This is a genomic window from Virgibacillus sp. FSP13, from assembly GCF_054048505.1.
In genome coordinates, this window is sequence record NZ_JBSVKG010000001.1 from 124,226 (window position 1) to 141,933 (window position 17,708).

21 protein-coding genes are annotated in these 17,708 nt (G+C 40.5%); 9 read left to right on the forward strand and 12 right to left on the reverse strand.

Annotated elements, in window-relative coordinates; genetic code table 11:
- Positions 1-231: 231 nt before the first annotated feature.
- Positions 232-942, reverse strand: a complete 711-nt coding sequence (locus ACW2QC_RS00610) for a threonine/serine exporter family protein (protein ID WP_457542269.1) — start codon at positions 940-942, stop codon at positions 232-234.
- Between the two features lie 183 nt (positions 943-1,125).
- On the opposite strand from ACW2QC_RS00610, the gene ACW2QC_RS00615 reads away from it, so the two are divergent.
- Complete coding sequence (locus tag ACW2QC_RS00615; protein WP_457542038.1) at positions 1,126-1,425, forward strand: hypothetical protein; 300 nt, start codon at positions 1,126-1,128, stop codon at positions 1,423-1,425.
- A gap of 59 nt (positions 1,426-1,484) precedes the next feature.
- Here the strand turns inward: ACW2QC_RS00615 and ACW2QC_RS00620 are convergent, their stop codons facing one another.
- Positions 1,485-1,913 carry a DUF2935 domain-containing protein gene (locus ACW2QC_RS00620; RefSeq protein WP_457542039.1) on the reverse strand — a complete coding sequence of 143 codons (429 nt, stop codon included), beginning with the start codon at positions 1,911-1,913 and terminating at the stop codon, positions 1,485-1,487.
- A gap of 416 nt (positions 1,914-2,329) precedes the next feature.
- Between ACW2QC_RS00620 and ACW2QC_RS00625 the strand changes: the two genes are divergently transcribed.
- From ACW2QC_RS00625 to ACW2QC_RS00645, 5 genes are all read left to right on the forward strand, one after another.
- Positions 2,330-3,061, forward strand: a complete 732-nt coding sequence (locus ACW2QC_RS00625; RefSeq protein WP_457542040.1) for an ABC transporter ATP-binding protein — start codon at positions 2,330-2,332, stop codon at positions 3,059-3,061.
- A 215-nt stretch (positions 3,062-3,276) separates the two neighbouring features.
- Complete coding sequence (locus ACW2QC_RS00630) at positions 3,277-4,293, forward strand: ABC transporter permease (protein WP_457542041.1); 1,017 nt, start codon at positions 3,277-3,279, stop codon at positions 4,291-4,293.
- Positions 4,294-4,309: 16 nt separating this feature from the next.
- A complete protein-coding gene (locus tag ACW2QC_RS00635) occupies positions 4,310-4,975 on the forward strand; it encodes a TetR/AcrR family transcriptional regulator (protein ID WP_457542042.1) in 666 nt (221 codons plus the stop codon).
- A gap of 128 nt (positions 4,976-5,103) precedes the next feature.
- A complete protein-coding gene (locus ACW2QC_RS00640) occupies positions 5,104-5,322 on the forward strand; it encodes a hypothetical protein (protein ID WP_457542043.1) in 219 nt (72 codons plus the stop codon).
- Positions 5,319-5,645, forward strand: a complete 327-nt coding sequence (locus ACW2QC_RS00645) for a type II toxin-antitoxin system PemK/MazF family toxin (protein ID WP_457542044.1) — start codon at positions 5,319-5,321, stop codon at positions 5,643-5,645. The genes ACW2QC_RS00640 and ACW2QC_RS00645 overlap by 4 nt, the downstream gene beginning before the upstream one ends.
- Before the next feature lie 180 nt (positions 5,646-5,825).
- Here the strand turns inward: ACW2QC_RS00645 and ACW2QC_RS00650 are convergent, their stop codons facing one another.
- The 3 genes from ACW2QC_RS00650 to sda all read right to left on the reverse strand — a co-directional run bounded on the left by ACW2QC_RS00650 (position 5,826) and on the right by sda (position 8,122).
- A complete protein-coding gene (locus ACW2QC_RS00650; RefSeq protein WP_457542045.1) occupies positions 5,826-7,508 on the reverse strand; it encodes a PAS domain S-box protein in 1,683 nt (560 codons plus the stop codon).
- 76 nt (positions 7,509-7,584) lie between these two features.
- The gene (locus ACW2QC_RS00655) at positions 7,585-7,956 is read right to left on the reverse strand and encodes a PilZ domain-containing protein (RefSeq protein WP_457542046.1); all 372 of its coding nucleotides are present in this window, start codon (positions 7,954-7,956) and stop codon (positions 7,585-7,587) included.
- A complete protein-coding gene (gene sda, locus ACW2QC_RS00660) occupies positions 7,946-8,122 on the reverse strand; it encodes a sporulation histidine kinase inhibitor Sda (RefSeq protein WP_457542047.1) in 177 nt (58 codons plus the stop codon). Before sda ends, ACW2QC_RS00655 begins: the two co-directional genes overlap by 11 nt.
- Positions 8,123-8,456: 334 nt before the next feature.
- On the opposite strand from sda, the gene ACW2QC_RS00665 reads away from it, so the two are divergent.
- The 3 genes from ACW2QC_RS00665 to ACW2QC_RS00675 all read left to right on the forward strand — a co-directional run bounded on the left by ACW2QC_RS00665 (position 8,457) and on the right by ACW2QC_RS00675 (position 11,422).
- The gene (locus ACW2QC_RS00665; protein WP_457542048.1) at positions 8,457-9,281 is read left to right on the forward strand and encodes a hypothetical protein; all 825 of its coding nucleotides are present in this window, start codon (positions 8,457-8,459) and stop codon (positions 9,279-9,281) included.
- 80 nt (positions 9,282-9,361) lie between these two features.
- Positions 9,362-10,819 (forward strand): APC family permease, encoded by a 1,458-nt coding sequence (locus ACW2QC_RS00670; RefSeq protein WP_457542049.1) that lies wholly within the window; start codon positions 9,362-9,364, stop codon positions 10,817-10,819.
- A gap of 69 nt (positions 10,820-10,888) precedes the next feature.
- Positions 10,889-11,422 carry a hypothetical protein gene (locus tag ACW2QC_RS00675; protein ID WP_457542050.1) on the forward strand — a complete coding sequence of 178 codons (534 nt, stop codon included), beginning with the start codon at positions 10,889-10,891 and terminating at the stop codon, positions 11,420-11,422.
- Positions 11,423-11,617: 195 nt separating this feature from the next.
- Here ACW2QC_RS00675 and ACW2QC_RS00680 read toward each other — a convergent pair whose 3' ends face one another.
- The 7 genes from ACW2QC_RS00680 to tagD (ACW2QC_RS00710) form a co-directional block, all read right to left on the reverse strand.
- Positions 11,618-12,235, reverse strand: a complete 618-nt coding sequence (locus ACW2QC_RS00680; protein ID WP_457542270.1) for a cyclase family protein — start codon at positions 12,233-12,235, stop codon at positions 11,618-11,620.
- 33 nt (positions 12,236-12,268) lie between these two features.
- On the reverse strand, positions 12,269-13,753 hold the full coding sequence (gene zwf, locus ACW2QC_RS00685; RefSeq protein WP_457542051.1) for a glucose-6-phosphate dehydrogenase: 1,485 nt from the start codon (positions 13,751-13,753) through the stop codon (positions 12,269-12,271).
- Between the two features lie 190 nt (positions 13,754-13,943).
- A complete protein-coding gene (locus ACW2QC_RS00690) occupies positions 13,944-14,114 on the reverse strand; it encodes a hypothetical protein (protein ID WP_457542052.1) in 171 nt (56 codons plus the stop codon).
- Between the two features lie 95 nt (positions 14,115-14,209).
- Positions 14,210-15,361, reverse strand: coding sequence for a CDP-glycerol glycerophosphotransferase family protein (locus ACW2QC_RS00695; protein WP_457542053.1), 1,152 nt, complete (start codon positions 15,359-15,361; stop codon positions 14,210-14,212).
- Positions 15,354-15,749: a glycerol-3-phosphate cytidylyltransferase gene (gene tagD, locus ACW2QC_RS00700; protein ID WP_457542054.1), complete on the reverse strand. Its 396-nt coding sequence runs from the start codon at positions 15,747-15,749 to the stop codon at positions 15,354-15,356. The genes ACW2QC_RS00695 and tagD (ACW2QC_RS00700) overlap by 8 nt, the downstream gene beginning before the upstream one ends.
- Before the next feature lie 261 nt (positions 15,750-16,010).
- Positions 16,011-17,201 (reverse strand): CDP-glycerol glycerophosphotransferase family protein, encoded by a 1,191-nt coding sequence (locus tag ACW2QC_RS00705; RefSeq protein ID WP_457542055.1) that lies wholly within the window; start codon positions 17,199-17,201, stop codon positions 16,011-16,013.
- Positions 17,194-17,592, reverse strand: coding sequence for a glycerol-3-phosphate cytidylyltransferase (tagD, locus tag ACW2QC_RS00710; RefSeq protein WP_457542056.1), 399 nt, complete (start codon positions 17,590-17,592; stop codon positions 17,194-17,196). Before tagD (ACW2QC_RS00710) ends, ACW2QC_RS00705 begins: the two co-directional genes overlap by 8 nt.
- Positions 17,593-17,708: the final 116 nt, after the last annotated feature.

Below are 17,708 nucleotides of genomic sequence, written 5' to 3' on the forward strand. Positions count from 1 at the left end.
AGTATGTGTAATATATCGCCCAGAATTGTGAGCTTATTGCCCGAGATTGCGAACTTATTGCCCGGGTTAGTGAGTGCAACGCCCGAGATCGTGAGTGCATGGCCCGAGATTGTAAGTGTATGGCCCGAGATCGAGAGCATATCGCCCGAGTTCATGAGCGCATGGCCCGAGTTCGTGAATACATCGCCCGAGATTGCAAGTGCATCAACCGGATCCCTGAGACAATACTAATTACAAAAACCCAAACACTACTGCAACACCTGCACCGATCGCAAATGCAGTCAACACCGCTTCAACGCCTTTCGATACGCCAGCGACCAGGTGCCCGGCCATTAAATCGCGCACTGCATTGGTGATGTGTAACCCCGGCACAAGCGGCATCACAGCACCAATGATAATTTTATCTAACTCCACTCCTAAGCCACTATAAACGAATCCAATTGCCATTGCTCCAATCAATAACGAGGCAAAAAACTCCGCGATAAACCGAATTTCGACTAATCGGTCAATCCCCAGCATCGCAGCAAATCCAAACCCGCCAACAACGACCGAGGGCAGATAATCATGCCATATTCCACCAAACATAATTGTAAAGCTGCCGCTGACAAGTGCTGCTGCAACAATTTGCATCCAACCAGGAAATGTTAACTTAGCTTTATCAACCCCATTAAGTAGGGTCAACGCACCGGAAAGTTCCACCTCACCCGCACTAATTTTCCGTGATATATCATTCACGTTTGCAATTTTATGTAAATCAGTTGAACGATTGGAAATCCGAATAAAATTGGTTGATTCCGCAAAATCAGTTGCAAAATTAATACCAGTAGGGGTCGCATAACTCTGGGCATTTTCCAGACCAAACGCCGAGGCAATCCGATTCATGGTATCTTCCACACGATAGGTTTCCGCACCACTCTCCAGCATAATTTTCCCTGCCAGCATGCAAACCTTTGTTATCAAACCAGGATCATTCACGTTAACAACACCTCGCAAACTTGAAAACTTCGCACTAATCCATGCCAATATTATAAGGTGTAATGGTCTCGATTGGAAGGATGACAGGTTGAAATAGTTGCCGATTTCCTTTTGTGAATATCACACGAGGGTATAGAGTATTAACAGGAAATGCAGAGTATCGGCGCCAGCGAGAAAACATCGTCCCGAGAGGAGAAACATCGGCGCCAGAGAGAAAACATCGTCCCGAGAGAAGAAACATCGGCGCGAGAGCGAAAACATCGTCCCGAGAGGAGAAACATCGGCGCCAGGGAGAAAACATCGTCCCGAGAGGAGAAACATCGGCGTCAGGAAGAAAACATCGTCCCGAGAGAAGAAACATCGGCGCGAGAGCGAAAACATCGTCCCGAGAGGAGAAACATCGGCGCGAGAGAGAAAACATCATCCCCAGATACGCCCAGCCCAAAATAACAAAAAGTGCTCCTACCTGATTGTAGCAGCACGCTATGGCTAAAAGCTTTTTTTCCTGTCTAATGTTGCTCATATAAAATCGTTTGCGCTATGCCAATAAAATATTCCGATTCATCAACAATGTGGTCAATGACAACTTTTGCCGTTTGATTGCCAGAAACAGCTTTACTTTCTGTCTTGACTTGCCGGCAAAATTGAATAAAAGCTACACTTTCTTGCAGGCAGAATGATACGAGCTCAAGCACTTGTTGATACAAATTTGGCGAAAGTTGATTGTTGCTCCTGATGACTGACTCAACAAAGCGTTTAACATGTTGATGGGTTGTATTCAATACATCCTCCCATCTTTTCAATGCATCAACAAATTCCTTTTCCAAATTTTGTACAAGTTCCCGCATAACCACCGTATGCTCAGCTTCTTGCTGCTTCCAAAATTCGGTTTCATCTAAAACCCTTAGTGGCATCTGACTTCCATAATAATATTGCACCCGACCAGCCCCCTAATTGTGTAAATTAAAGATGTCCAATAATATGTATGCTTGTAACGGGGTGATCATGTTATGAAAGGAGTAAGATCATCACCCATTTACCCACTTTTTCATTTAACTTATCATTTTACAATAATAATAACGTATACTATTATAGTGAGTAATCACTCATTATTTATAACGTAAACAACGAATACAACCGGAAACATGCATTAGATCATCAAGTCGCTTGGTATGTCATTTTACATAATTTGGCGTGGTGATTTTTCATGATGAGTTGGGCGGGCTCATTTTGCACAGCGCTCCAGCTAGTTATCACGGAAAATTAAGGCACTCGCTCCGCAATGTAACATAAGAGAACGATGCACGTGTCATGTGGCATATGGCGTTGGAAAAAATATAAGGAGGTTCCATCCATGTCATCATTCGTTACTTTAAAAAACATTCAGCACAGCTACGGGCAGGAAACGGTAATAAAAAATGTTGATTTGTCGATTCCGAGTGGGCAGATTTTCGGGTTGCTTGGTCCGTCTGGTTCAGGGAAAACGACGCTTGTGAAAATTATCATCGGTTTGCTTGAATCAAGTAATGGGACGGTTTCAATCGATGGTCAACAGATGCCGTCATTGCAGGCCATGGAAAATGTTGGCTACATGGCTCAGTCTGATGCTTTGTACAGTGAATTGACGGCTAAACAAAATCTTAGCTTTTTTGCTAGCATTTATCGGATTCCAAAGAAACAGCAAAAGCAGCGAATCCGGGAAGTAGCGGAAATAGTTGATTTAACTGGAGAACTTGATAAGCCGTTGGAATTGTATTCAGGCGGGATGAAGCGGCGCATGTCACTTGCGATTGCACTGCTGCACAAGCCGAAATTATTGATCCTTGACGAGCCGACTGTTGGGATTGACCCGGTGCTTCGGGAGTCTATTTGGCGAGATTTAAAAAAATTGCAGGATGAGGGCACGACGATTATTGTGACCACACATGTGATGGATGAGGCGGAAAAATGTGATCGCCTAGCATTGCTAAGGGATGGCTATTTAATTGCCAATGGAAGTCCAGATGAATTAAAAACAGAAAGCAGTTCAGAAACATTAGAAGAAGCCTTTTTGCATTATGGAAAAGGTGTGAGCACACAAATCTGAAAGGGAGCACTTTCTTAGGAAGGTTCGCGCTCCAAGTATAAAACGTCTCATGTATGAAAGAAGTATGTTTCCTTGAAAAAATGCGGGCACTCAAGGTACACGCTACCTAAAGAGGTCAGTCTTTTAGCATGAAAGGCTGTATTTCACATGAAAAAGCACTTGATCTCCTGCAAGAAAAAATACCCACACAAATAAATTAAATTGGAGGTGTGAGCTTGCGAATACGTGCGATTGTCAAACGGATTTTTCAACAATTCATTCAGGATAAACGCAGCCTGGCATTATTGTTTATTGCACCATTGTTTGTACTGACATTGCTGTGGGTTGTGTTGGACATGGACCAATACGAACCAACGATTGCGGTTACTGGTGTGCCGGACAGAATACAGACCATTTTGGAAGATGAGGATGCGACCATTGAGCAAATGAATAAGGAAGAAGCAGGGGAAGCCTTGGAGAACAAGACGATCGATGCACACTTAACTTGGGAAGGAAAGCAAGCCGAAATAACAATGGAGGGAAGCGATCCTACTGCGACAAAGGCTGTCCAGCAGCTATTAAGTCAAGCATCGAAACAGATGAATCCCAACGCACTTGATCTGGACGTCCAATTTCTGCATGGATCAAGCGATTTACAGTTATTCGATAACATTGGCCCCGTATTGATTGGCCTTTTCGTATTCTTCTTCGTTTTTCTATTAAGCGGGGTATCGTTTTTGCGTGAGCGTACACAGGGAACCCTGGAGCGACTGCTGGCAACTCCACTAAAGCGCTGGGAAATTGTCACTGGCTACATGGGTGGTTTTGGTATTTTTATTATTTTACAATCCATTATTATCGCTGTCTATTCCATTTACGTATTAGACATGTATATGGCAGGTTCGATTTTTGCCGTATTGGTTATTGCCTTTTTGTTGGCAATCGCTGCTCAAAGTTTGGGGACACTTCTTTCAGCATATGCCAAAAACGAATTCCAAATGATCCAGTTCATCCCAATTGTCGTCGTTCCACAAGTATTCTTTTCCGGGGTTTTTCATACAGATCAGGTTGGCTGGATCGATACAATCGGCAAAATCATGCCACTGACATATGGCGGTGATGCTTTGAAGGAAATTATGATCCGCGGTCAGGGCCTCACATCCGTTATGGGAGATATTTGGGTATTAATCGGCTTTTCATTAGTATTTGTTTTGCTCAACATCGTAGCATTGAAACGACATCGGAAATTATAGATTAGGAGAGATAGCAATGTCAGATAATCAATCGACATCCCGTTCCATGACAGCGGTACTAAAACAAACAGAAAAAATGACACCAAAACAAATCAAAATTCTGGAAGCGGCAATTGAACTCATTGCGGAAAAAGGGTATGCTGCTACGTCAACAAGTGAGATCGCCAAACGAGCTGGCGTAGCAGAGGGCACGATTTTCCGCCATTATCGAACAAAAAAGGATTTGCTCATTTCCATCGTGAATCCGGTAATCATACAATTCATGGCACCTGCTTTAGCTGAAAAATTTGTTGAAGAAGTATTCCGTGAACCACACACAAGTTTTGAAGACTTTTTATATCTGTTTATTAAAAATCGTTTTGAATTCGTTCAGTCTAATGTCTCGCTAATAAAAATAGTCGTACAGGAATTAGCGTTTCATCCGGAAATCCAGGCTGCGTATAAAAAAGTAGCACTAGAAAAGGTTATCCCGGCCATTAATCAGACCCTAAATTTGTACAAAGAAAAAAATCAACTGAAAAACATACCTAATGACAGTATCATCCGGATGATGGCCCCAACTGTTATTGGTTTCTTGATTACACGTTTTATCATACGACCAGATAAAGAATGGGATGATGAAGCAGAGATGAAGCTGACTGTTGAGTATATTTTGCAAGGTGTGGGAGAACAGTTGACATAAACTTCAGAAATCAATTATGATGAAGCTAGGAAACTAATACAATAAAATATTCCTGCATATAATATTACCACGATACGTTTAAAGGTGGTGGTTATAATATGTGCAGTGAAAATGAGGGGGCTAAAAAATTGACAACTGCCCAAGTTAGGAAACATTCGGCGGTGAGATCTATTAAGAGACATCGGGATCAGATAAATGCTATAAAAAACCGACAAACGGCTTCTGTTCTGGATATGAATGAATTTCAGAAACAACATAGCAGTAAAACACCAAAGCTAGATGAGGAGGGAAATATTGTGTTAGATCCGCATAAAAAGGATGACTGTCTTTGGATGGATGACGAATGAGGCCTGGGGAAATATTTGAAGGCTATTTCAAATATCAAAATAGCGATATTGGTAAATACAGGCCTTTTCTTGTTCTACAGTCGGATGATACTAGAGCCCAAGCGCTTATTTGTAAAATCACCACCAGTTACCCTTCAGCTTCGTTTCCGCATCGTGTTCCAATTTCTCGCTGGCAAGAAGCTTCTCTTCAAAAATTTTCTCATGCACAGGTTGATAACAACAAAATTGTCCCATATCATATACGAAAAAAATACATCGGAATGATCAATAATGAAGATTATAAAACCATTATCGGTTATTTTGTTTGGTTATACCCTATTTAAGTTTGCTTGCCAATATGGAGTCAACTTTAACTATATTTAGAAATCTCCAAATGGGGATACGCTTTTTTACAAAAAATATCTTGGACACTAACAAGTGATTTGCGATGAACAAAAAAAGCAGGAGCACCTGCCCTGCGTCAAAAGTATATTTAAAAAGATCAGCATATTTTCCCGTGCGGTTTACTTAGAAGGATGATTATCGGTTGTAGACGCTCGTAATTGATAGGAATTTCTCCCCGCATTTTTGGCTTCATAGAGCGCAATATCAGCATTTTTTAACATCGAAAATGCAGTCGCGTCTTGTGCTGGGGCCATAGCTATACCCATGCTCGTGGTAACTTTTAAAGAATTACCATGTAAATTCCACGGCCGCTGCATCGCTTGTTGAATGTTTTTCGCTATCGTTACAGCATTTTCGGCTGAACCAATACCAGGTAAAAGGATAACAAATTCATCGCCGCCAAGTCTGGCTACTATATCACAATCACGGATCGTCTCCCGTACCCGTTTGCCAAATTCCTCAATAACTTCATCCCCAATATCATGGCCCATTTCGTCATTGATGCTCTTGAAATGGTCAATATCCATCATGATAACGGCTAATCCATTCTGCTTTTCCGTGTATTCCTTCAACGAGTTGGCTAAACATTCCTTAAATAAACGCCGGTTCGGTAAACCAGTCAGCGGATCATGTAGCGCAAAATGTTCCAGTTGCCGTTCGTATTCCTTTTGTAGACTAATATTCCTCGTCAGCACGACCATATGTTTAAATGTACCTTGATTATCAAAAACCGGTGTACCGTGTGCTTCACACCAAATAGGCTCTTCCTTATGATTGTATTGCTTAAACTGTACGGTAAACGATTCCTCATTTTTAATCGATTGTATGACTACTTTATCCATGGTCATACGATCGTCAGGATGTACATTATGAAGAAAAAATTTTCCGACATATTCAGGATGGTTAAATCCTAGTATATTTTTATAAGAAGGAGAAACATACATAATCTTTCCTCTATCATCAAGCAAGGTGATCAAATCTTGAGCATGCTCCGCAATGATGCGAAAACGCTCCTCACTTTCTTCCAGTTTCTTTATCAATCTAGCAACATCTGAAATATCTCGTAAAATACCATATATCCCGGTAACTTGTTCATCTATGATTAATGGCGTCACTTTTAAGGAAAGTTCAATTCGTTGCCCTGATTTGTTATGAATCTCCAGGCGTGAATTTTTAGTGGTGCCAGTTATTGCCTGCTTAAACAATCTTTTTAATAGGTTGGCATCTTCTTTAACGACCAAAGAATTTAAAGTGGTCCCAACAAGTTCTAGCGGTTCGTAACCAGTGACACTTTCAACAGCGATATTTCCATCCACAATTCGGCCATTTAAATCAAACAAAATGATTGCGTCCGAATTATGATGAAACAATGACTGGTAACGTTTATTACTTTCCTGGAGCTTGTCCCACGTCTCTTCCATTTCCAATCGGGCATTTTTTTCCTTGGAAATATCCTTAACAACTGCCACAATTTGCTTACATTGGTTTTGCTCATCGAACAAGGGTGTTAATGTCGTTTTAGAATAGCTTCTTTCATCTTTGGAAGACACATAGGAATCCTCATAGGTCACGGTTTCACCAGTGGTTATTACCTTCTTATATTGTTCGAATAAAAAGTTTCCCGTTTCCTCTTTATAAACGTCGCGAATGGATCTACCAACAGCATTCTGACTCAGCCCAGTTTCATCCATTGCAGCCCGATTCAAAAAGTCATAAATAAAAATAGGATCCCGTTCAACACGAACAACAAATACCATATCACTAATTCCGTCCATCAATATTCTATCAAATGTAGACTCCATTCAATTATACCTTTTCCCTTCCTTCATGTCGTAAAAAATGTGTAGCAATCTTAGTATAACGAGATAGGCTGATTAATCAATCATTTCGTTCGTTTTTCGCGAAAATTTTTATCTGCTCAACCAGCGCCTGTTTAGCAGAGTCATCAGTTAAAAAGTCAATGCCATAATTCGTTGTGGCACCTACCTTTTTATTCCAAACAATAATACCGATGAAGTTGAATTTATTACCATTCAATGCAAAAGAGATCGATAAATGGATTGACTTATCGATTGTATCAGGCAGGTTCAACTCCGAATTCAATTTTACTCCCTCTGGACTAATATCAATTATCTTCGCTTCTCCTTCAGAAGTTTCGACCGAATGACCATCAATTTCTTTAATTTGAAAAAGTGCGGAAATCGGCTCATCAAAGGTATAGCGAAAAGGCTCTTCTCTCTTATACCTCATCGTGAATGCCCACCTGAACTATTTGCTCTCCACCTTGAAGTTTTTCAAAAGCAATTCCTCTTCTATTTAATTCATCTGTTAACAAGTTTAGAAAATCCCGGTCCAATTTTAATTCCAACGCTTTAAAATAGGCGTCTAATAACGCATTATCACTTAAACACTGCATGTCCATTACTTCTCCCATTCATATTTTTCAGTTCCTTTAGACATAAAAAAGTTTCGATGCCTTCTGCTGATCCAATTCGAAAGTCACCGAAAACTACTTCACCATAACAAAATAACCATAACTTCGCATGAGTCATTTTACCTATAACGGACGAAAAATTATCTACTTCAATAAGCAGCAAAGCCTATTGAAGGAAAAAACCTGCCATTATCGAATTAAATGTCATGTGTCTGTCAGTAGTGAACTGTAATTTTATAGTATTATTTATCCGGATTTGTAAAAAATAAACCTGGTATATCGGCATTTGGAATTGTAATTTTATGGAGGTAATGGTGTGGGGAGAGTGCGTTTGGCTAAATGCGGAAGAGTGGGACCGAGAAACATCAGCGCGAGGGAGAGAATATCGTCCCAAGAGAGGAAACATCGGCGCGTCAGGAGAAACATCGTCCCGAGAGAGGAAACATCGTCCCGAGAGAGGAAACATCGGCGGGAAAACGAAAACATCGTCCCGAGCGAGGAAACATCGGCGCGAGAACGAAAACATCGTCCCGAGAGCGAGAAACATCGGCGCGTGGGGAGAAACATCGTCCCGAGAGAGGAAACATCGGCGGGAGAACGAAAACATCGTCCCGAGAGCGAGAAACATCGGCGGGAAAACGAAAACATCGTCCCGAGAGAGGAAACATCGGCGCGAGAACGAAAACATCGTCCCGAGAGCGAGAAACATCGGCGGGAAAACGAAAACATCGTCCCGAGAGCGAGAAACATCGGCGCGAGAACGAAAACATCGTCCCGAGAGCGAGAAACATCGGCGGGAAAACGAAAACATCGTCCCGAGAGAGGAAACATCGGCGGGAGAACGAGAACATCGTCCCGAGCGAGGAAACATCGGCGGGAGAACGAAAACATCGTCCCGACAGCGAAAACATCGGCGCGAGAACGAAAACATCGTCCCGAAACCGAGAACATCGCCGCCCCCGCCAAACATCGCCCCGAAAACGCAGCACTCGCAGCATCCTCCCAAACCCGACCCTCCCATGCAACACTTGTATACCATCCTACACTACCAAATCCTCACAAAATAATGCGCTTCACTCAATTCAACAGCCACATTCGCCAATTTCTCCATTATAACCGCATATATCGTGCTACTTCGTGAATTGCGATAAAATTCATACTTTGGTATAAATGAATGGTAGAAAAAATTTTACGAAACACTAAAGGAGTTCAATCATTATCATGGAAGAACGACAGAAACTGAAAAAGTCATTAAAACCTCACTGGGTCTGGGCAATTGCCTTGGGATCATCAATCGGCTGGGGTGCATTTGTCCAACCGACCGTCTGGATGGCAGATGGTGGACCAATTGGTGTTATTATTGGATTTTTAATCGGTGCAGCGTTAATGATGTTAATCGCTGTTAGTTATGGATTTTTAATTAAAAGCTTCCCCGTTTCAGGCGGTGAGTTTGCATATTCCTTCGTTAGTTTAGGCCGCACGCACGCATTTATCTGTGGGTGGTTTTTGACCCTCGGCTACATATGTATTGTTGCTCTCAATGCATCTGCATTCGCATTAATGTTCAAATTTGTTTTCCCAAAACTTATTGAAAATCTTCACCTCTATCAAATTGCCGGATGGGATGTCTATGGCATGGAAATAATTATTGCATCACTAGCACTCGTTATTTTCGGTTATCTCAATGTTCGTGGCACCGGATTAACCGGCCGCATGCAATTTATCTTTTGCGTGATCATGCTTGTCGGGGTGCTCGCGATCACATTCTCAATCGGCGGAAGCGCTGGGACATCATTAGCTGATATCAAGCCATATTTCCCATCGAACACATCAACATTTGCTGCGATTATCTCAATTGTTGCGATCGCACCGTGGGCATATGTTGGCTTTGATAATGTTCCACAGGCAGCGGAGGAATTCAAGTTTTCATCTAAAAAAGCATTTACCCTAATTATTTTGGCGATTCTATTTGCAGCGGTATTGTACAGCTTTATGATCATCGCAACCGCAATGGCTCGCCCATGGGAAGCACTTGTTGCGGAAAATAATCTTTGGGGAACGGCAGTGGCAGTTACGGATGTACTTGGAACGCTTGGTCTAGTCATCTTAGTCGTAGCACTCAGCATGGGGATTTTCACCGGACTGAATGGGTTTATCATTTCATCCAGCCGCCTGCTGTTTGCGATGTCACGTGCGAAAATTTTACCGGAAGTATTTTCAAAAGTTCATCCAAAATATAAAACACCATACGTAGGCATTATTTTCACGGTTATTGTGGCCATGTTCGCGCCGTGGTTTGGCCGTCAAGCATTATTATGGGTCGTGGACATGTCATCAATTGGTGTGTCGATCGCATACTTTTACACGTGCTATACAGCATTCAGCATTTTTAAATGGTCGATGGACAGCGAGTTCGATCCGGCAAAACATGTCATTGCACCAGGCAAAAAATTCATCTCTTGCATCGGCATGCTGGCAAGTTTAACATTTATCGGACTCTTGCTTATTCCAGGCTCACCAGCATTCCTCGGCATCGAATCAAGAATCGCATTAATTGCCTGGGTCGTATTAGGATTTGTGTTTTACCTAGCTAAACGGACAGAATTTAATAAAATACCGAAAGAAGAATTGAACTACTTGATCTTAGGGAATAAGAAGATTGAAGTGGAGAATAAATAGTAAATATGAAAAGCCTTTGTTCCGGTTATAGGGACAAAGGCTTTATGTTTGTTATTTGGGGACAGTTCCTTGCAAAGGATCCCCGGTAATAACGGGAATAACCCCGGTAATAAGGAAGAAAGCTCCGGTAATAACGGGAATACCCCCGGTAATAAGGAGGAGAGCTCCGGTAATAACGAGAATACCCCCGGTAATAAGGAAGAGAACCCCGGTAATAACGGGAATACCCCCGGTAATAAGGAAGAGAACCCCGGTAATAACGGGAATATCCTAGGAAATAACGAAGAAATCCCCGGTAATAACAGGGGAATCCTAAGTAATAACGAAGACTTTTCAAATAATAGTCAAAAGTTATTAGAAATTGCAAGACCAGCAAGAGAGAAGTTCAGGCTTAGACCAGAAGAATTAAGAAGTTTAATATTATTATTATGCTCTGATCGTTTTCTTACATTACATGAACTATCTCAACTACTAAACAGAGAGGCTAGTGGTTTACGGAAAAATCACATCAAAAAACCGGTGAAATTGAATAAGTTAGAACTTCGCTACCCCGACACACCAAGCCATAAGAACCAGGCTTATAAAGCGGTACAGGATATATAAATTTTGGGGGACGGACGTTGGATGGGGCAATTTTTGCGAATGAAATAGGAGATTGGGTAGCAACTCCAGCAATAAATATGCAACTAAAGTATTCCGTAAAAATATCAACCACGTTTCCACTTATGAATGAAAGGATCAAGTCTAGTTACGACTTGATCCTTTACCATTCAGTTTGTATTAGACATACCCAAATCCCTATTCCATACCTTGAAAAAGCAAAACACGCGCTGGTGAAGCGTCTGTTCCTTGGATTCTAAGTGGTGCAGCAACCATAAAGAATTCTCCTTCAGGTACATCATTCAATCGCAAGCCTTCCATGATAATGACGTTGTGCTGGAAGAGCGTACGGTGGGTTGGATGTCCTTCCTGGCTCCGTTCAATCCCGAGTCCGTCAACCCCAACACCTTTTATACCGATGTCTGCTAGATAAGCAGCAGCGTCTTCTGCAACGAAAATGAAATTAAAATCGAATGCATCCTGTAGTGAGTTTTTCGTTTTAAACAGAACAAAATCATTTTTCTCGATCTGAAAAGCTTCAATATCCTTTTTCGTGATGCGATCTTCAACATGTGTTAAATCAAACAATTTAACCTGACCAACTAGATCTTGAATATCGATTGTCTCCATTGTATTGCCGTCATTAATCATGTGCAACGGAGAGTCGACATGTGTTCCGGTATGGAGATCCATCGCAATGCGGGACTCTGTTACATGTCCATTCGTTGCTGTCGTAATTTCCGGCTGTTTCTCCTCTTTATTTTTGTAGACAGGCATTCCTTCAAAAATAGGTGCTGTTACATCGTATAATTTCATCATCGATTGCTCCTTCTTTTCATTATCGTTTTTCTAGTCCTCTGTGATTGGCCACCAGTGAAATCCGTCTTTTTCAAGTAGCTTGGCCGATTCTTCTGGTCCCATTGATCCAGCAGGGTAATTAGGAAAAATCGGTTTATTTGCTGCCCATGATGTCAGAATAGGATCGATAAATGCCCATGATAAGGCAACCTCATCCCAATGGGTAAAGTTTGTTGTATCACCAATCATGCAATCGTAAAGCAGTTTTTCATATGCTTCTGGTGTATTAATTCCGTTAACCCCATTATTCGTATAAGCGAGTTTTATCGGTTCCGCATGTGTTCCAATCCCTGCCTTTTTTGCATTTAAATAAAGGGTGATTCCTTCATTCGGCTGGATATTGATAACAAGCAGGTTAGGGTGCTTTTCCTCTTCATTTTCATAATACAAATTCATCGGAATATCGGTAAATTCTACCACTATTTTTGTTGATTTTTCCTTCATTCGTTTACCTGTACGAATATAAAACGGAACCCCAGCCCAGCGGTAATTATCGATCATGACTTTGCCAGCCACAAAGGTTTCCGTGTTCGACTCCGTTAATTCCGCTGCTTCTTCACGATAACCGCTGACATTTTTCCCGTTTAATTGACCATTTCCATATTGGCCACGGACAAAGTATTCTGCAACATCTTTCGGTTTCATTTGCCGGAGTGCACGCAGGACCTTGATTTTCTCGGAACGAATTTCTTCTGTGGTCAACTTAATCGGCGGTTCCATGGCAAGTAATGCAACCATTTGCAGTATGTGGTTTTGCACCATGTCCCGAACCGCTCCTGAATGGTCATAATAACGTGCTCGATCTTCCACTCCAAGGGATTCACTTGACGTAATTTGCACGTTGGAAATAAATCGATTGTTCCATAGATGTTCGAAAATTCCATTGGCAAAGCGGATCACTTCAATATTTTGCACCATTTCTTTTCCTAAGTAATGGTCAATCCGATAAATTTGCTCTTCATCAAATGCTGCACGAATTTCGTTGTTTAATTCTTTGGCAGATGGCAAGTCATGACCAAATGGTTTCTCAATTACAAGGCGTGTCCACCCAGCGCCATCTTTTAATCCGTGCGTTTTTAAGTTATTGGCAATTCCCCCGAAAAATTCCGGCGCCATCGCTAAGTAAAAAATTCGGTTGCCATCTGTTTGATAGGAATCCTCAAGCTCATGTAGTAAAGCATCCAATTCCTGATAGGATGAAGGCTCTGTCACATCAAACGGGTGGTAATAGAAATGGGATGTAAAGGCAGCCACATCCACATCCTCTTTTGTTGAAAAAGCACTTTCGATCGATTTCGCTACATTGTCACGGAAAATATCGTTTGTCCACGGTCTCCGCGCTGTACCGACAACGGCAAAATCATCGCCAATTTTCCCATTTTGAAAAAGACGATAGATCGACGGGAACAACTTGCGCTTTGCCAAATCACCTGTTGCCCCGAAGATAACGATAACTGCTTTTGGTTGTTGTTTCATATCTGATGCCTCACTTATATGTAAAAATTTGCGCAGATTCACGGGTTCCTGCTGATTTATTGTTTCACTATCCTTTCATCTTACCGGCATTGCCGTTGTAAATCAATGAATCATAATCTCCATTTTCGCAAAATCATTCATAAAAAAGCCCTCATCCCAGGCGGACAAAGGCTTTGCTCTATACAGGCAGCTATTCATTTCCAGCCGCATCATTATCAGCACAATCACAATCCTGCTGCTGTGTTGGCGCAACATCTTGCTCATTCGGGTTTGGATGAACAATAAAGGTTGTGAGGCCAATAACGGCTAACGTGTAGACGAAAATAGCGATACCTACAATTATTTTTTTGGATGTATCCATGGCAACCTCCCCTAAGATAGCACACTTTTTATCCCATCTTTAAAATTATCACAATGGGTGGGGAGTGGCAAGGGAGGTGTATGTCCAATTGCAGTTTATTCCTTCGTATATAATGTATCGATCAAACTCTCACTGGAATGTCCTGTAGAATATTGATTCCATTGAGCTGAGAATTCTTTAATACGCTGCATATCGTATTTATCTTCTTGTATTACACGAATTAAGTCTTCCGTATTTGTCACAATTGGACCTGGAACAAGTTCACTATAGTCTGTCCAAAACCCTCGCGATTGGCTATATTTGGCTAAATCGTAAGCGAAAAAAATCATCGGTCGCTGCAGGAGGGAAAACTCAAATGGAATAGATGAATAGTCGGTTATGAGAATATCGGTGATTACAAGTAGGTCGTTAACATTCGTAACATCTGACACATCATAAACAATGCCGGGATATTTGTTTTGAAAATCGTGTTTAATTGCCGGATGTAATCGCAAAAATAAAACATATTCATCACAAAATTCATCACAAAATTTCTCCACATTAATTGGAATAGTGAAGTTGGCGGGTTCATTATCTCGAAATGTCGGGGCATATAAAACAATTTTCTTTTGATTTGTTATTGGATATTTTTTGCTCAGAGCTAAGGTTACACTTCTTTTTTGAATCGGGTCAAAGAAAAAATCCGTACGAGGTATGCCGCAACGGAAAATTGTTGCATTAGCATTACCAAAGCTTTTCCGGAAAATAGTAACCATCTTATCCGAGCCCACAACAATATGAGTAAACCGCTGATAGACGGCATTAATTCGCTTCTGGGCATGATTTGACCGTTTTTTTAAAGCAGTATCTTCAAGACCGAATCGCTTAATTGCTCCAGCCGCATGCCATAATTGGATACACATTACATTCGGTTTCAGGTTCATTTTCGCTAAAATTCCTAAGTAATTATCGATAAAGATGACCTTTGAGGTTGCCAAATGGTAAACGGACTCTATCCATTGTAAGGGAGATTGGAAATCCAATACTTTTCCGGAAGTAATATTTGAAAAAGGAATGTCACACTTTGGTGTTTTAACAATAGTGAAAGGCTGATTTGTTTCTCTTTCAAGTGCACGAATGGTATATAAACAATTATGGCCAAACGTAGCAACAAAGGTCGTTTTTCGCTGTAAGGGTAATAACTGAAATACGCGAAATATGATTTGAAAAACAGCTAAGTATACAGTAATGATCCATTCTCTAAACATTTTTTCGATTGAAGTCACTCTTAATTTTTGTTGTGGAGATGCCAACTGTTCGCGGCAAATATACAACTTTACAATAATCTTTTAAAAAATCAAATTTACCCTTCCAATCATCACCCATTACAAAGACATCGACATCATGTTTAAGAACATCATCCACCTTTTGATCCCATGAGTTTTCGGGAATTACTTCATCGACAAAACGGATAGCTTCCAAAATGACTTTACGTTGCTCGAAATCGTAATATGCCTTTTTATCTTTAAGTTCATTAAATTTGTCTGTAGAGATGGCAACGATTAAGTAGTCGCCATATTCTTTCGCACGTTGCAATATGTTTATGTGTCCAATGTGCAGTAAATCGAATGTGCCGTATGTGATTACTTTTTTCATGGTATAACCTCCGATAGCTGTTATCGTTACTGTTAGTATGGCAAACTTTTGTGAAATCATGATAAAACAATGTATTCTAATGTTATGCAGATCCTAATGTTTTATTTCCAGAACAAAAGCGAAGCGAAACGATGCTGATCTTATCGTACGAAGGTGAGGGAAGTTCCTTTAGTCGCTTAGCTGGACGTAGCTCATCCTGCCCGAGAGCAAACCAGAGCCGGATTTCATACTCCCTTATTTTTCCATAAAAAAAGACACCGATTATTTGGTGTCTTGGTATTGTCTTTGATTTAATATCTGTTCGTCTTTTCCATATAATGCATTAATAAGTGTTTTACTTGCATCGCCATTTGAGTACGTATTCCATTGATTAGCAAAACCTCTAATGCGCTTCAAATCAAAATGGCCATTTTCAATTACATCAATTAAATCATCCGTATCGGCTACGACTGGGCCGGGGACAAGTGCTTCATAGTCCTCCCAGAACCCTCTTGTTTGTTCATATCTATCCAAATCATACGCAAAGAAAATCATTGGCCGCTCTAACAATGAAAATTCAAATGGGATGGAAGAATAATCCGTTATTAAAACGTCAGTAATTAATAATAAATGGTTAATGTCAGTAATATCCGAAACATCACATACAAAGTCAGAATGCTGATTACGGTATTCATGTTTAATCGCTGGATGCAATCGTAAAAATAAAACATAGTTATCGCTGAATTTTTTATAAAGTTTGTCAATATCAAGTGCTATTTCAGCTTTATTTAGTTCATCATCCCGGTAAGTAGGGGCGTATAAAATGACTTTTTTACGATTGCTTACCGGATAAATTTGTCGTAACTCTTGTTCTATGACATTTTTCTCTTGAGTATTAAAGAAAAAGTCGCTCCGAGGGATACCACTCCGCAAAATTGCTTCATTCGATAGGCCAAAACTCTTCCGAAAAATAGTTGCCATTTTTTCAGAACCTACAACTACATGAGTAAAGCGCTGATAAACGCTTTTGAACCGTTCAAGAGCCCGCTCAGACCTATTTTCAATAGAGGGATCCTTTAAGCCAAATCGCTTTATCGCTCCAGCCGCATGCCATAATTGAACACATTGCACATTTGGCTTAAAATTTGTCACGGCTAAAAAGCCAAAATAATTATCAACAAATATTTTATCAGATGTGGCTAAATGATAGATTGATTGAAGCCACTGCATTAGATTGATAGGTTGGAAATTCAACACTACAGCATCGTGTTCGAAATCTATCTTGCATTGAGGGGTTTTGAGAATAACAACCGGGTCATCTGCTTGTTTTTCTAACTCATTTAACGTATACAAAATATTATCCCCAAATGAAGCAACAAAAACTGTTTTCTTCTTTTGGGGAAATAATTTAAAGACATTAAAGAGTACCTGAAACACAAACAGGTACACTGTAATGGCCAGTTCTCTAGCCATTGTTCGACAGCTGCAAATCTTTTTTTATTTTTGTAGTTGATATTCCGACTGTACGTGGTAAATAAACAACTTTACAATAATCCTTTAAGAAGTCAAATTTTCCTTCCCAGTCATCTCCCATGACAAATGTATCAACGTGATGTTTCTGAACATCTTCTATTTTTTGTTCCCAGTTGTGTTCAGGAATAACTTCATCAACAAATCGAATTGCTTCTAAGATGGCTTTACGCTGTTCATATGAATAATAAGCCTTCTTACCTTTAAGTGCATTAAATTCATCTGAGGAAATAGCAACGATCAAGTAGTCACCGTATTCCTTGGCACGTCGCAAAATATTTATATGACCTGTATGAAGTAAGTCGAATGTTCCGTATGTGATTACTTTTTTCATTAGTGATACCTCCACATTGACTCTTATATCGTATTATAACATGTTTACTAAAGTTAATTTTTAAATTGATTTTACAGTAATTTAACAAATGTGATATATAACTATATTATATTATA

What these genes read in the sequence shown, in the direction of transcription:
- ACW2QC_RS00610 (WP_457542269.1), bottom strand. Translation starts at nt 942, where the DNA reads ATGCTGGCAGGGAAAATTATGCTGGAGAGTGGTGCGGAAACCTATCGT.
- ACW2QC_RS00615 (WP_457542038.1), top strand. Translation starts at nt 1,126, where the DNA reads ATGCAGAGTATCGGCGCCAGCGAGAAAACATCGTCCCGAGAGGAGAAA.
- ACW2QC_RS00625 (WP_457542040.1), top strand. Translation starts at nt 2,330, where the DNA reads ATGTCATCATTCGTTACTTTAAAAAACATTCAGCACAGCTACGGGCAG.
- ACW2QC_RS00635 (WP_457542042.1), top strand. Translation starts at nt 4,310, where the DNA reads ATGTCAGATAATCAATCGACATCCCGTTCCATGACAGCGGTACTAAAA.
- ACW2QC_RS00645 (WP_457542044.1), top strand. Translation starts at nt 5,319, where the DNA reads ATGAGGCCTGGGGAAATATTTGAAGGCTATTTCAAATATCAAAATAGC.
- ACW2QC_RS00650 (WP_457542045.1), bottom strand. Translation starts at nt 7,508, where the DNA reads ATGGAGTCTACATTTGATAGAATATTGATGGACGGAATTAGTGATATG.
- ACW2QC_RS00655 (WP_457542046.1), bottom strand. Translation starts at nt 7,956, where the DNA reads ATGAGGTATAAGAGAGAAGAGCCTTTTCGCTATACCTTTGATGAGCCG.
- sda (WP_457542047.1), bottom strand. Translation starts at nt 8,122, where the DNA reads ATGCAGTGTTTAAGTGATAATGCGTTATTAGACGCCTATTTTAAAGCG.
- ACW2QC_RS00670 (WP_457542049.1), top strand. Translation starts at nt 9,362, where the DNA reads ATGGAAGAACGACAGAAACTGAAAAAGTCATTAAAACCTCACTGGGTC.
- ACW2QC_RS00680 (WP_457542270.1), bottom strand. Translation starts at nt 12,235, where the DNA reads ATGAAATTATACGATGTAACAGCACCTATTTTTGAAGGAATGCCTGTC.
- zwf (WP_457542051.1), bottom strand. Translation starts at nt 13,753, where the DNA reads ATGAAACAACAACCAAAAGCAGTTATCGTTATCTTCGGGGCAACAGGT.
- ACW2QC_RS00690 (WP_457542052.1), bottom strand. Translation starts at nt 14,114, where the DNA reads ATGGATACATCCAAAAAAATAATTGTAGGTATCGCTATTTTCGTCTAC.
- ACW2QC_RS00695 (WP_457542053.1), bottom strand. Translation starts at nt 15,361, where the DNA reads ATGTTTAGAGAATGGATCATTACTGTATACTTAGCTGTTTTTCAAATC.
- tagD (WP_457542054.1), bottom strand. Translation starts at nt 15,749, where the DNA reads ATGAAAAAAGTAATCACATACGGCACATTCGATTTACTGCACATTGGA.
- ACW2QC_RS00705 (WP_457542055.1), bottom strand. Translation starts at nt 17,201, where the DNA reads ATGGCTAGAGAACTGGCCATTACAGTGTACCTGTTTGTGTTTCAGGTA.
- tagD (WP_457542056.1), bottom strand. Translation starts at nt 17,592, where the DNA reads ATGAAAAAAGTAATCACATACGGAACATTCGACTTACTTCATACAGGT.